Here is a 13,750-nt window from a genome sequence, read left to right as displayed (position 1 = left end):
CGACATAAATTTTGAAAGATGCTATAATACTCTCGTTTTTATTCGAAAAAGGAGTGCGTAAATTGATAAAAGAGATGCGCAAAAAAAGAGCCATTATTTTTTAGAGAACCAAATCTATCTGGAGGTGATTGAAAAATAAAAAATTAAGGAGAATGAATCTATGAGTAATCCAATAAAAAATCAAATTCCCGACCCGAATGCTATTTTCGCAAATGAGTATAAAACTACTTGTTTTTTGAAAAATATCGTTACCGCACCGAATATTATCATCGGTGACTACACTTACTATGATGATGATGTTCAGGATCCCACAGGCTTTGAAAAAAGCAATATTCTGTACAACTGGCCTGATTTTGGAGATAAGCTGATCATCGGAAAATTCTGCTGCATTGCCAGCGGAACACAGTTTGTGATGGACCCCGCCAATCATCGCATGAGCAGTGTCACCACCTACCCTTTTAACGTATTCGGCGGCGCATGGACAGAAAACACCGCCCCCCATCTTTCTGAGCTTCCTTTTAAAGGAGATACTATCATTGGAAATGATGTGTGGATTGGACGGGAATGCTTGATTATGCCTGGGGTTAAAATTGGCGACGGAGCCATTGTGGCGTCACGTTCAGTGGTCGTTAATGATATTCCAGCCTATACCATCGCAGGCGGCAATCCTTCTAAAATAATAAAAAAGCGTTTTGAAGACGAAGAGTTAATCGAGCTTCTTTTAAAACTGAAGTGGTGGGACTTTGAGCCGGAACAATTGGTGAAGGCGCTGCCCCTTCTGTGCGACTCGGATTTATCCTCAGTCAAAAAACAAATAAAAGATAGATTACAGATACAATAAGAAGATTCTGAATTGTATTTGCCTTTTTACCACAAAAGCAAAATGCACCTCAATTGAGGTGCATTTTCTTTTTTATTCGGTTGTTTCCAGAAACACAGGGCTTTTGCTTTGGTAGCAGTTACCCCTTTCTCGAACCATGTGTTAAGTTTGATTTAAAAATACATATTCCAATCCCCTGCTTACAGAATGCCAAGGGTTTTTAGATAAGCTTCTGCAATTAGGCTATGGCCGTAATCCAGCGGATGAACCCCATCCTCAGAAATAATTTCAGCAGGAATGCCCTGTTCCATTTGCCGGGCAAACAGGAGCGGCAGGTCAATGGAATAATCCGCATATTCGCCAACCAGCCGGCGAATCACCTTTGCTTTGGGGTCAAAATCCACGTGCCAGCTTGCCTTCTGCGGATCCGAAGAAAGCAGATATGGAACCATCAGCATCATTTGGGTATCCGGAAGATCACAGCGCAGGTTTTCCAGCAAAGTGCGCACGTTTTTCTCAAAGGTTTGCTCTGAAACAGGACTGCCTTCCACCCAGCCATTCCAGGTATCGTTAATTCCGATCAAAATCGAAATAAAGTCCGGCTTATGAGCCAGAACATCTTTGTTATAACGCCTTAGCAGATCGGCGCTGGTGTCGCCGGAAACCCCTCGATTCAAAAAAGAAACGTTGGCATTGGGGAACAGCATGCGATATTGGGCGGCGATTTTGGCCGGATAGCCGTTCCCCAGATGATCCGGTACTTCCCGCACTCGCGAAGCGTCCGTAATCGAATCCCCATAAAACAAAACAACCGAATTGGTTTTAAAAAATGGATTCATTTGCTCTCTTCCCCCTTATAAAAGAAATGCAAAATACCGAGAGCCGCAGCTCGTCCATCCCAAGCGCAAGGCCATCGGAACAGACCAGAAATGTTCGGCCGAAAAAACGTTGACCGAATGTATTTTAGATTTTTTGTTTTCTTATCGCGCCTGCAAAGAGGATAGAATATCCAGAATTTCCTGTTTGCCCATCGGTTCTGCATGTCCCATCACACATACTGTAAAATCAAAGGCTGTGATAGCTTTCGTCAAAGCTTGTAGCTTATCTTTGTCCAAAGAGCAATGATTGTAATAGTCCACCCCAATTGCATCGCCAATGAACAATACGCGTTCCTGAGGAACCCATGCGCAGATGCAGCCTTCGCTGTGGGGTGACGGGATATGATGTAACTCTACAACAATATCTCCCAAATCAATTTCCATCGTTTCATGGAACGTCACAGCGGAAGTCACCACTTGTATCTCAGCAAGCCGGGAATACTCGTTCCGAATACTGGTATCTGCAAATTCAATTTCCACCTGTGTTTGCAGCCTGTTTGCCATTTCGGAATCGGTCCATTTCCACTGCGCCATTTCCTTTAATTTTTCGTTGGTCTTTTTATGGCAAATGGTCACTCCTTCTGCGGCGTGCATGCCAAAGGTATGATCCCAGTGCCAATGAGTGACTGCAACAAAATTCGGTTTTCGCATTCCTCTTTCTGCGATCGCCTCATGGAATAATTCCACATGCGCTTTTGAATTGCCTGCATCCACCATCAAAGAATACTTTTTTCCGTTAATATATCCAAGAGCCGGTCGATCCGCCTCTTTTCGATGCGTACTGTAAAATACGCGGTCGGTTAACTGCTTTAACTGCATAAAATAATTCTCCTGTTATCTTGGTATTGTGACCCAAGTCCTCATCTTTCAAAACAGATGATTGTGTAAAAGCAATCGGCCAAACATTACTTTTTAGAAAAAAATATGCCTGACCTGACTGTTTTCATTGCCTTTTATGATTTATTTAAAAGTGATAAAAGGCAGCTACCCGGCTCAAATCAGCTTATTTTGATTCATTTATTTTTCTACATCAACCACCAGGTTCCATCCGGCATATCGTACAATATTCCGGGAAACTGACGAACGACCTCACCGGTATGAACGCTTCGGACACAAATTTCTTCTCGATAATCCATATCTTCATACCACTTCGAAAAGTATAGAACATCACCATCCCGGTGAACCAGACTTTCGGATGCATCCACCTGAAAGCATACTTTCTCTGGCCAAATCAGTTCAAATTCCCCATCAGAGCCATGCCGGTATAAAGAAAGCGGTTCTAGGCTCAGATGCATATTATAGCAATCTTTTACAGATGACAACGGCAGGTTGGCAATGCGCTGCATCGAGCAATCGCTTGGCTGCACATGAAATATCGAGATCTCTTTGCTGTTAAAATCAACTGTTAATACAGCGATAAAGCCCTGATCCCAAATAGGACGCTGGATGTAAACATTTTTCTTCCGTTCAAACGGTGTAAACACTTTTCCATCGGGATAATGTATCAGATGCATGGTCGAACCTTCAAACTCTTTGCCTCTTTGAAGCATTTCTTCCGCTTCGTATATATCCCCTGTCCACTCAGCAGAAAAATACCAATCATTTGTGCCACTTACTTTGTCCAACGGCATACTGGAAAGCTTTTCAATCTTTTTAATATTCATGACATCTCACCCCTCCCTCAATTACCAATAAAGTGCTAATAGCTTTATGATCTGCTGCCTGCAATCAATTACAAACTTACCGTAATTCAGATTTGCTTGGGAAACCACCATTTTAATGCGTCTGCTCACCAGCAGCACCATAATAGGATCCACGCGATTCGCAACATGGCATTTTATTTTTCAGCAACCGCCTCAAACGTAACAATCGCTTCTGGACTGGAAGGATACTGCCCCCATTGATAATCGGCAGAAATAACAATATCTTTAAATCCGATCCATTCCAGGATGGATCGAAACTCTTCTACCCCATACCATCGCAATGGAAAATACTCTAATTCCGTTTGCAGAAGCACACCTTCCCGCCACTTTTCATATCTTCCATGAGATATCGTGTATTGATTGATATAATCGACTTCCACTGTTTTATTTTCTAAGGTAATAATATCCCCATTCGGGCATTCCCAGGTTTTTGTGGAAACTGTTCCGATTGAAATATCTGTCTGCAAAAACAGGTCAAGAATCAGTCTGCCACGATTTGATAAATGCTGATAAAAGTTTTGTAATGCCTGAATGGAATCTTCGCGTTTATGCAATAAAAGAAAAGTTCCGGTTGGCACGATAATCGCATCATACTTTGTGTCTTCTGAAAAAGACTCCATCTTTGCCTCAAAAAGTTTTGGGCTTAACCCCCTTTTTTTACAGTTACGACGACAAAGATTCAGCATTTCTTTTGAGCTGTCAAATCCCGCAACCTGAATACCTTGTTCTAAAAGCGGTATCAGTATCCGGCCGGTTCCTGTTGCCGGTTCCAAAACAGGCCCAGTGCATGTCTTTAACCGCTCCCTATAAAATTCCACATCTCCAAAAGAATGGCCGATGGGCTTATCCATATCATATACTTCAGAAGATAATCTACCATAATAACTCAGCATCGCAACTCTGCCTTTCTGTGAATTGAATTTTGTCTGACATGCTCACTTTATTATACAGGGCATTCCGGTTTTTCTGCCGACTGGTTTTCATGGTGAAAGGATAACACAGTTCATCTGCTCAAAGCAAGCGAATTTGTTTTTATGTGCGAGACCATTTTTGCAGAATGGATTTTTCTTTCATTTTCTTATTCAACTTCATTGGTATTAAGCAATCCATACATAGAATCTAAAGACAAAACCAGTCTTGCAAACGCAAACTAAAGCTCTGCCCGCATTACCGCTTGTGGTTAAGCGAAAAGGTGGTTAGCCTTTGAAAAAGCATACAGCCTGATTCTCTGGTTGTAATAAAAATAGAAAAGAACCACATTTCAAAGAACGTGGTTCTTTCCGGTTTCAGATTGTACAGAAAACAATTCATAATATTTGTTTTTGTTTTGAAGCAATTCTTCATGAGTGCCCTGCTCTTTTATTTCTCCATCTTCAATGACCAAGATATTATCAGCATTAAAAATGAAATGATTGAATTTATGTGCAATGATAATCCCCAGCTTATTTTTTAAAATTTTGTGGTATAGCTGTGCAATTTCAAATTCAGAAATGGGATCTAGTGCCGCATTGGGCTCATCTAAAAGATACAAATCAGCATCTTTTAAGAATGCCCTGGACAACGCAATTTTCTGCCATTGCCCCATCGAAATCTGGGTTCCGTCGTCAAACCAATTCCCGATTTGAGCATGAAGCGGAAGAAAATTGCTTTGAAATACAGCTTGCACCTCTTTGATTCTGTCTTCCTCATCGATTGCTTTTAAATTGCCATAACCGATATTTTCTTTTACGGTGGCTTCATACTGGGTAAAGTCTTGAAACACAGTTGCAATCAGCGCCATATATTCTTCTTTATTAATTTGCTTTAGATCTACACCATTAATATAGATTTCACCCTCATATTCGTCATAGAAACCAATCAGGATTTTGGCTAAAGTTGTTTTTCCTGCTCCATTCTCTCCTACAATAACGGTTAACTGATCCCTTTTTAAAGTGAAACTCATATTCTTAATGGTGTATTGAGATTTCCCCTTGTATCGAAAGGATAAATTACGCACTTCAATCGAATCTATTTTTTTGATTATCTGTAAATTTTTATCCCCCATTTCTTTAGACGGCAAGTCTAAAAATTCAAAAAACAGGTTGATATAAAGGGAGGACTGCTTAATCGTCGAAATGGTATTTAACGAAGTATCCACGCCTGATTTTGTCGCAATAATTGACCGGGTATATGTAATAATATTACCGATTAAAATAACCCCGATATAACCGGAATAGATAATAAAGGAAAATACCAAGCCATTAATTAAAATTTCGATGACTGTCAATATCGTTAAAAAGAGATTCCGTTTCTTCGAAAGTTTGATATCTTGTCCATTAAACTTTTCTGATTCTTTTCTATATTTTTGAATAAAGAAATCAAACAAGTGATATACTGTCAATTCTTTAAAATGACGTCCTGAAGTGATTAAATAATTCCAATACCAAATTTTTCTGGCCCCCGTGGCACGAGATGTTACGATATCGTATTGCTCTTGATTTAACTGATTGGTAACGATATATTTCACGGCAGGCAGAATCATAATTACAACAATAATCCATGCCTTAAAGTGAATTAATATGAGGATATGAGACACGATGCCCGTGATGCTGCCAATCAGCTGAATTAATAAATTGATGGTTTCTAATAGCTGCGTGCCATTTTGACTTTGAGCCAGCTGAAGCTGATCGTATATTTCACTGGTTTCATAATCCGATAAATTCATATTTTTAATTTTCTTTTGAAGAAGAGTCTCAATATATAATTTAAAGTTTAGTGAAAACTTCAAATTATATTGCTGCCATATGACTTGCACTATCGTTTGTATAATATCGATTGCGATATAGAATAAAACTAAAATCGCAATGAGTTTCATGTCCAGTGTTCCGATTTGTATATAATTAATAATTGACTGCATAATCAAAAGCGAACAAACCGGAAATAAACTTAATAGAACTGTGGTGACTAAGGACATAAATAAAAATTTTTTATCTTGTAATTGAATCAGTGAGATACTTCTTTTGATGTTTTCTATTCCCTTTTTATTTTTCTTCATCTATTTTAATCCCAATACTAATTTCAAGCTATCTGTTTTTCCGAATACGGCCAGAAATGCAAGAACCACTCCTGATAAATCAGTTAAAAACAAAGCTTCCCCTTCAAACAATTCCTTCATCGCACCAAAATCATAAACGCCATCATCCGATTTATATTGTTTTATCTGGTCCAGCATCCAGTCAATTTGCATCTGCAAGGTATTTATAAAATCCGGTTCATTGGTTTCAGCAAAGAACGCCATACGAATAAACAGCATCCCCGCATAGCCATGACAAATCCCAATTTTATATAACTGATACTCCTGAACTTCTCGATTAATGATTTTACACAATTGTCGTTGATAGAAATTTATTTTTTCCAGATCTTCATTGTATTTTGATGCAGTATAAAGCACAGAAGCCGTTCCCAAATTTCCATAACACCACCCTGCAAAATTAGGGCGATAAATATCATTGTATTTTTGGTTTAAGTAATCTTCCACCGATAATTGGGTGGGCCATCGTATTGTATGATCTGAAAACACTTGGAACGAATCATACAGATGGAACAGTTTTTGAATCGCTGATTTTAGCCCGTCAACCTCATATCCAGAATAATATGCTTTGGACAAAGCTAAAAGAGGGCCCGCCATTCCATGTGCAGCCCCAAAATTGATATGTCCATTTGGGAAGTCACGCTTTTCATCTTCCCTTTTTTGCTCGCCCACGGGAATATGATATCGAATTAACTTTTCCCCTTGATAATTGTAGTCCTGAGATAAGTCCACTAAATAGATAATGATCTTTTCGATCGTTTTTTTCTGTTCCATGTCCCATTCAAACTCCAAAAGATAATTCAGTATACCAGCCATTCCAAATACCATGTCATAGTGATTCATATTCGTCCCAAACCGGTCTGGAGTTTGTTTCAGAAACTTGTCTGCCTGTATTAATAATAATTTGTTTAAGGAGTTTGAAAAGCTATGTAATATCCCCGCACTTTCCACAAATTTATGTACCGAAAAACAGATATTTCCGAAACCGGCTATCATCCCTAATTCTTCTGTTTCAGGCGGAAACCGTTCTACTTCTTGTTTTATGCCCAAACACAAATGATACCCCATTTCTATCCCGATTTCCTTATCTTCAAAAAAGTCCAGCCCGCAAGCAATCGTCAGCAATAGATCCGCATATTGATCCGGACTGATTCTCTGCTCTTTATATAATTTAAAAACATCGGAATAATACTGATTTAGAAAGATATCGATCTCATTTAAAGAATGTTCTGAAACGATTTTTGAATCAAGACTTTTTAACAATTGAAATCCCTCACTTCTCTCTTTTCAGCATTGCGAATTCTTGAAAAGATTTACACTGTTTGATTGCTGTTTGATTCCAGTATTGTTTTTCAAAAAACCACAATTCCTCTTCCTGATTTCTCACATAGACATTAGGGCTTGAATATCCCCACGGTATTAAGGAATGGACAATTGCTTCCTACTTCTACATAAGAGCTAAAAAGCGTTAGTATGAATAGAGCTAACAAGGCTGCACCGGAATAAGCAAAAAACTGATTTTCTTGTTTTTGTTCCATACTTATTCTCTCCTCTGGTCTGTTGTGATGTCCTCAGATAATTTCTTTAAACTCATTAATTTTTTTAAAATATAACATTACAAAAGCCTAAATGTTTTAATGTTTATGTGTTAGCATTTTTACTGTAAAATTAGCACCTTAACTGGCCGGGAGCGCCTGCGCGGCAAACAGTCATATCGCTGGGGGAGCAAGCGCAGCTGATTTTACTCCAATTGATAGCAAGTTTCGGAACGGCAATGCCAGCCCGTTCAGATGAGTTTTCGGCTGCTGCTGATACCTTTGTAAAATCCAAATCAAAATCATCAAATTTTCCCATGATATTTTTCCTCCTATGATACATCTAGGCTTTTGTAATTAGCAAAAATAAGGGTGCCTTATTGGCCAGATAAATGTTTCATCCTTTCTAAGGAATGAAAAACGGTATGTCGAATTAGGGACAAACAACGGCTTTCATATTCAATTACCCCTGTCATGCGGTTGCAAAACATGTGCACTAATGAAAATTGAATCTCTTTTTTTGTGTTTGTCAGCTGTGTTTGACTTTTTATTTTGTCACGAAAGCTTCGAAAAGCATTTTGCCGTTTTAAATAGGAATTTCTTAACGGAAGAAACCGTTCGTCTATTTGTTCCAGATGATCTTTTTGAATGAGTTCAAACCACCTTAAATATTTTAATCTCTCTTTCTTAAATTCCGGTTTATTGGAATTTTTCAGCCCTTCTTCATTCAATGTTTCAAATAATTCTTCCACTGAATCGGTAAGGCACAAAAACGCTGAAATCATGCCGACAAAGTAAACCATTTCTTTTTCGTCTTCATCGTTGACTTTAAACTGTTCGAGCATCGCGATGACCCAAAGACTATCTTGATAAAAAACTTCATGCAGTTCCTCTATGCATCCTGTTCCGCCATAACGATTTACTTCCAGCTCATAAGTATCAAAAACAGCGTTACCCACAACACCTTTTTCCCTCCATTGACAGAGGAAAGAAGTTAATTCATATAAACTGTGAATTGCCTCTTCTGATGTGCGGTACTGCAATCGAATTCGCAAGTGGTTTTGATCGTCCCGATAACGGATAAAAAAGAATCTTTCTGGTAAAAGCTGATTCAATGAGGGCTTTAACAGCTTGGTTAAAAATTCTGTTTCGCGATTATCGACTCCATATAGTTTAAAATAAATCCATCCATTCTCTGCCAGAAGATACCGATGGTTCGTATTTTGCAGCAAACAACTTTTTCTCGTTGACCTGTTTGCTTTTGGATTCTCCCTTGCCACAAAGGAAAATACATACTCCGCAAGATAATGATTCTGATTTTCATCTCGCACAATGGATTGCTGAAATGTTTTATCTTCCATTTCTCGCAGATTAACGATTTGTTTCTTTTTCAGAATCTCATATAGGTACTCTTGATACTCCTTTTGTGTGATATCAATGACCAAACGGTTGTCCCCTTCTGCAAGATATAACATTTCATCCAGCTGATAACGCTCTTTAAATAGCATAAAATCTTTTTCAAAGGTTTGCAGCGTCTCTAAATGAAAAAAATCAGGGAATAAGAACCACATTTTCGGATAAAGAATGACTTTTTCAAATACGATCCTTGGAATATAAGGGTATGAATTCTGATATAAAGAAAATATTCTGGAAAGCGGAAAGGATTCATACTCTTCCGAAATGGTGATTAATAGCTTTTGTATTTTGCTGCCTAAATCCACATTTAACATATGGTTGGTGGTCACTTTTACCATTTGATCTGTTTTTAAGGATTTGATATATAACTGCTTATTATCCTGTATCCCAATCGCCAAATCACGAAGTAAAATTTCACCCTCTAAATTTTGTTCGGTATTTCCCATAGCGATATAATGAGCATACGTTTTATGAGTACTGATAATATTGGCAATTCTTCCTGATGTTGGCGCTTCTCTAATTTCGGCAATACAATAATTATTTTTTGTTTTCTCAATCATTTTTCCATATATCTGATTGTAAGCATGATAAGAAGATGGATCGTATACCTCTGAAAACCTTTGAAACATTTTTCCGGCACTGGTAGAGCCTACATTCGGGCCTATTGCAAGTCGGTATTCATTTTGATCATTTTTAAAGATAAATGTATTTAAATCAAAAGAACTTCCATAGATAAGCTCTTCCTCATCCAAATGAAGCCGATCAAAATCAGATAAGCTTAAGTGAATTTCTTCACTCTTACTCAGGTATGCGTCCAAGATTTTTTGATCCAAAACCGATTTAATCGCCAATTCCCGATCGCTGTCTTTGAATTCAGATTCAAACGAAAAGTAATTTAATCCATGAAAAGATTTTTCATCGATTACTTCATAGATGGGCACATCAACATTTGGGCCGTATTTTTCATAAAATTTGTTTTTAAACTGATTTAGATTTTTTGTTTTTGTTTGATTGACTGCTAATTTTGCAAATTTTTCTACGAAGTTTTCTAGAATTTCTTTGATATCTTCCGATAAAATATTTTGCTGAAATTGTAAACCGGCATCGACTTTTAAGTAGTTATCTGCCTGATAGAAAGCAGACATTCTTTGATAAATGGATTGAAGCAATTCGACATTAGGCGAACTATTTTCATATCTCTTAATCATATCTTGCAGTTCACTTAAATCTTTTAATAGATCAACCTTACAATTGGTTTGTTCCAACACTGCAAGCACATGCTGCAAGGGGTCGTTACAGAAAGATGGTAAATGCAGGTTTGTAATTAATATCTCGTTTTCTATTAGCTGTAATAATGTATGGTTCACTAATTCAGTTGGAATTCCAACGTATTCATTAGCGATGCGCTCCATCAAGGAATGGCATGGAATAAAATCTTTCGCTTCTTTCGCAAGAAAATCAATTAATCCGGTTTTTCTAATATGGCTTTGCAACAGAACCTCTTTCCGATCTTTTGTCCCAAGCAAACCATGATTTGAGCAAAAAGGATTTTTAATTCTGTCACCCTGAGGATACAGGATCGGATTCATTTTTAGATCAAGATGTTGTAATAGATCCAAATCTTTCTCTAACTGAGAAATGATATAAGACATCCAAAGTTCATCTACTGTTGCCTTCTTTCGAAACTTTTTTGAATCAATCACAACAGAATCTTCTTTTCCCCACGAACCTAAGCCAACACGGGCCCAGGTTCCAAAGGGAGTTGGTCGGCTTGAAGCACGAATTAAATATCGAGTAAGCGATTTATTTAACATTTTTATTTTTTTATTTTTTTTGATATGAGCCTCTGTGTCCTCTAAATACGAATGGTATAAAGATTGACTCGAGATCAGTAATGATTCCAAAAAAGCATCTTCTATTCCATTCTCCTGGATATATTCTTTTGCAGATTTTTTGGATTGAAGATAACGGCACACATGAAAAGAAGGCATAGACGGAACCCTTATCATGAAAACAGTATGACAATCATATTTCACAACAAATCACCTTATAAGATAGAGCCCAAAATCAAGCTCCACTTCCTTTCTCCCAATCGGGTTCATTGATTCCGGCTGCACTGTAAATTGGTAACATAATTTATGCAAGGCTTTGCCCGACACATACAATCCCAATTCCCCGCTATTCTGAAAATTACTCTTTCTTCCTCTTATCCCTAGTTTTATTTCACTTTTTGTTTTTTCAACCTTTTCATAAGATCTGCTATTTTCATTTCCTGATTGACAGAAAGTATCAAACGTATAAATTTCTGAAATTCTTCCAATATTTTAGGTTTTTTATTCCATAAAATCAATAAAATACAGAAAATAATTTGTTTAATTTATATAAACACTAACATTTATGGAAAATAATGTCAATAACTTACCCGCAATATATCTATTCATTTTTTGCTTTATTTGTTGTGTGATCCACACAGTTCATTTGTATTAATTTCCATTATTTTTTTGACAGTTCCAGCGGAACCGAATCCCTTGCTCCTCTAATGATTCTACCGATTGCTTGCAATTAGGCTTTTGTCTATTCTTCGGTGTGGTTCTCATCTGCACCTATGTGAAAAAAACATTCTTATGGGGCTTGGCAGAAATGCTGCCGCCGGATTTTACTTTTTTATTTTCCAAGCCAAATCTGTTTCCACTGTATCCATTTAACGCAGTGTTCTTGCCATAACAAAATAAAAAACCGATGGAAAGGACAAGCCTTCTTCCATCGGTTTTTTTATTTGTTCCGTACATAAAACCCTTCTTATCATTCAGATGGTACGCTTTGCTTCTCTTTGGCCGGCAATGCATCATTTTCCCACAGAAAAAGAGCGGCCGCACGAACCCTCCTGCGCATAACACTCCATTATAAACACAAACCCTTTTTCACAGGGCAAAGCGGCCGCGGCGGAGGAACCTGCCGCGATTTTTTTGTATCAGCTTTCCGTTCTGGGCAACCAGCTCCCCCCGCAGATAAACCTGATCAATAGTCCCCGTCAGTTCTTTTCCTTCAAACGGGGAATAGCCGCAGCGGGACATTTGCCGGGAAGCGGCGATCACCTCTTTACAGCCGGGATCCAGTATTACAATATCCGCGTCAGAGCCTTGGGCAAGAACCCCCTTTTGCGGGTACATCCCATACAGTTTTGCGGGATTTTCACAAAGCACCTCGCACATTTTTTCCTTGGTGAGCCGACCCTTGCAAACACCTTCCGAAAAAATTAGCCGCCCGCATGTTTCCGCCCCAGGCATTCCGCCGGGAATTTTTCGGAAGTCAGACTTTCCAAGCTCTTTTTGGGCTAGCGTAAAGGAGCAATGATCGGTGGCGACCGTCTGAATTTCTCCGGCGGCCAGTGCTTCCCAAAGCACCTGATTGTCTCTCGGTTTTCTCAGGGGCGGCGCAATAATATACTTTGCCCCCTCAAACCCGGGCAGTTCATACAGGCTGTCGTCCATACACAGGTATTGGGGGCAGGTTTCCACATAAACCGTCTGCCCCCGCCGGCGCGCCGCACGGATTTCGTTCAGCCCTTCCTCACCGGTCAGGTGAACGTCGATTACCGGGGTATCGATTACCTCTGCAAAATGCAAAAGCCGGCCGATGGCCTCGGCCTCTGATGCCGGGGGGCGTGTAAGATAATGCGAGCTAACCTTTGAAATCCGCTCATCTGCGGCATATTCCTGCTGCAGGGCAGCAATCATCCCGGAATTTTCACAATGCACCCCGGCAATACCGCCTACCTCTTTCAGGCGTTGTAAAATCTTGAACAGCGTTTCGTCATCTACTTGGGTATCATAGGTCAGATATAGCTTAAACGTTGTGACGCCTTCGTCCATGATGTCATGGCACTCTGCATGAATTTCGGGGGTCCAGTCGGTGATGGCCATATGAAATCCGTAATCGCATGAGCAGCCGACAGACGCCTTTTGTTTCCAGTTTTGCAGCGCATGGCGCATAGTTTCACCCCGGTATTGTGTGCAGTAATCCACAATAGCCGTGGTTCCGCCGACTACGGCGGCAGCCGTGCCAGAAGCGAAATCGTCTGCCGTCACGCAATTGGCTACCGCCAGATCAAAATGCGTATGCGCATCGATAAATCCCGGAAAAACCAGCTTGCCCGCAGCATCTATGATCTGTGCGTTTTCCGTGGGCAAATTCTCTCCGATCTGAGAAATTTTTTCCCCATCAATGAGCAGATCCGCTTTTTTGCTCCCCTGCGGGAAAATAAGGAGTCCATTTTGAATGAGTTTTTTGTTCATGGCCGCCTCCCACAACGTTTGTCTTTGCATCTG

General features: G+C 39.3%; 11 protein-coding genes. 1 reads left to right on the top strand and 10 read right to left on the bottom strand.

What is annotated here, in order from left to right:
* The first annotated feature begins 160 nt into the window (after positions 1–160).
* The gene (locus C1A02_RS00655; protein WP_101696286.1) at positions 161–841 is read left to right on the top strand and encodes a CatB-related O-acetyltransferase; all 681 of its coding nucleotides are present in this window, start codon (positions 161–163) and stop codon (positions 839–841) included.
* A 179-nt stretch (positions 842–1,020) separates the two neighbouring features.
* Here the strand turns inward: C1A02_RS00655 and C1A02_RS00650 are convergent, their stop codons facing one another.
* The 10 genes from C1A02_RS00650 to hydA all read right to left on the bottom strand — a co-directional run bounded on the left by C1A02_RS00650 (position 1,021) and on the right by hydA (position 13,717).
* A complete protein-coding gene (locus C1A02_RS00650) occupies positions 1,021–1,659 on the bottom strand; it encodes an SGNH/GDSL hydrolase family protein (protein ID WP_101696285.1) in 639 nt (212 codons plus the stop codon).
* Between the two features lie 141 nt (positions 1,660–1,800).
* Entirely contained in the window at positions 1,801–2,517 is a 717-nt protein-coding gene (locus C1A02_RS00645) for an MBL fold metallo-hydrolase (RefSeq protein ID WP_101696284.1), read from the bottom strand.
* A gap of 206 nt (positions 2,518–2,723) precedes the next feature.
* A complete protein-coding gene (locus C1A02_RS00640; protein ID WP_101696283.1) occupies positions 2,724–3,362 on the bottom strand; it encodes a hypothetical protein in 639 nt (212 codons plus the stop codon).
* Between the two features lie 173 nt (positions 3,363–3,535).
* Complete coding sequence (locus C1A02_RS00635) at positions 3,536–4,294, bottom strand: class I SAM-dependent methyltransferase (RefSeq protein ID WP_101696282.1); 759 nt, start codon at positions 4,292–4,294, stop codon at positions 3,536–3,538.
* A 368-nt stretch (positions 4,295–4,662) separates the two neighbouring features.
* Positions 4,663–6,435, bottom strand: a complete 1,773-nt coding sequence (locus tag C1A02_RS00630; protein ID WP_101696281.1) for an ABC transporter ATP-binding protein — start codon at positions 6,433–6,435, stop codon at positions 4,663–4,665.
* Complete coding sequence (locus C1A02_RS00625; protein ID WP_279385492.1) at positions 6,436–7,539, bottom strand: lanthionine synthetase C family protein; 1,104 nt, start codon at positions 7,537–7,539, stop codon at positions 6,436–6,438.
* Positions 7,540–7,865: 326 nt separating this feature from the next.
* The gene (locus tag C1A02_RS13365; RefSeq protein ID WP_164997121.1) at positions 7,866–8,009 is read right to left on the bottom strand and encodes a hypothetical protein; all 144 of its coding nucleotides are present in this window, start codon (positions 8,007–8,009) and stop codon (positions 7,866–7,868) included.
* Positions 8,010–8,139: 130 nt separating this feature from the next.
* On the bottom strand, positions 8,140–8,325 hold the full coding sequence (locus C1A02_RS00620; protein ID WP_101696279.1) for a hypothetical protein: 186 nt from the start codon (positions 8,323–8,325) through the stop codon (positions 8,140–8,142).
* A 58-nt stretch (positions 8,326–8,383) separates the two neighbouring features.
* A complete protein-coding gene (locus C1A02_RS00615) occupies positions 8,384–11,413 on the bottom strand; it encodes a lantibiotic dehydratase (RefSeq protein WP_164997120.1) in 3,030 nt (1,009 codons plus the stop codon).
* A gap of 930 nt (positions 11,414–12,343) precedes the next feature.
* Positions 12,344–13,717 (bottom strand): dihydropyrimidinase, encoded by a 1,374-nt coding sequence (gene hydA / locus C1A02_RS00605; RefSeq protein ID WP_101696276.1) that lies wholly within the window; start codon positions 13,715–13,717, stop codon positions 12,344–12,346.
* Between the last annotated feature and the right edge of the window lie 33 nt (positions 13,718–13,750).

It is taken from the genome of Clostridium minihomine, from assembly GCF_900240385.1.
In the GTDB taxonomy this organism is placed as follows: domain Bacteria; phylum Bacillota; class Clostridia; order Oscillospirales; family Acutalibacteraceae; genus Faecalispora; species Faecalispora minihomine.
The sequence above is the reverse complement of the archived record's forward strand: the minus strand, read 5'-3'. Positions and strand labels throughout refer to the sequence as shown.

Coding starts and splice junctions, on each gene's coding strand:
- C1A02_RS00655 (WP_101696286.1), top strand. CDS start 161: ATGAGTAATCCAATAAAAAATCAAATTCCCGACCCGAATGCTATTTTC.
- C1A02_RS00650 (WP_101696285.1), bottom strand. CDS start 1,659: ATGAATCCATTTTTTAAAACCAATTCGGTTGTTTTGTTTTATGGGGAT.
- C1A02_RS00645 (WP_101696284.1), bottom strand. CDS start 2,517: ATGCAGTTAAAGCAGTTAACCGACCGCGTATTTTACAGTACGCATCGA.
- C1A02_RS00640 (WP_101696283.1), bottom strand. CDS start 3,362: ATGAATATTAAAAAGATTGAAAAGCTTTCCAGTATGCCGTTGGACAAA.
- C1A02_RS00635 (WP_101696282.1), bottom strand. CDS start 4,294: ATGCTGAGTTATTATGGTAGATTATCTTCTGAAGTATATGATATGGAT.
- C1A02_RS00630 (WP_101696281.1), bottom strand. CDS start 6,435: ATGAAGAAAAATAAAAAGGGAATAGAAAACATCAAAAGAAGTATCTCA.
- C1A02_RS00625 (WP_279385492.1), bottom strand. CDS start 7,539: ATGGGGTATCATTTGTGTTTGGGCATAAAACAAGAAGTAGAACGGTTT.
- C1A02_RS13365 (WP_164997121.1), bottom strand. CDS start 8,009: ATGGAACAAAAACAAGAAAATCAGTTTTTTGCTTATTCCGGTGCAGCC.
- C1A02_RS00620 (WP_101696279.1), bottom strand. CDS start 8,325: ATGGGAAAATTTGATGATTTTGATTTGGATTTTACAAAGGTATCAGCA.
- C1A02_RS00615 (WP_164997120.1), bottom strand. CDS start 11,413: ATGCCTTCTTTTCATGTGTGCCGTTATCTTCAATCCAAAAAATCTGCA.
- hydA (WP_101696276.1), bottom strand. CDS start 13,717: ATGAACAAAAAACTCATTCAAAATGGACTCCTTATTTTCCCGCAGGGG.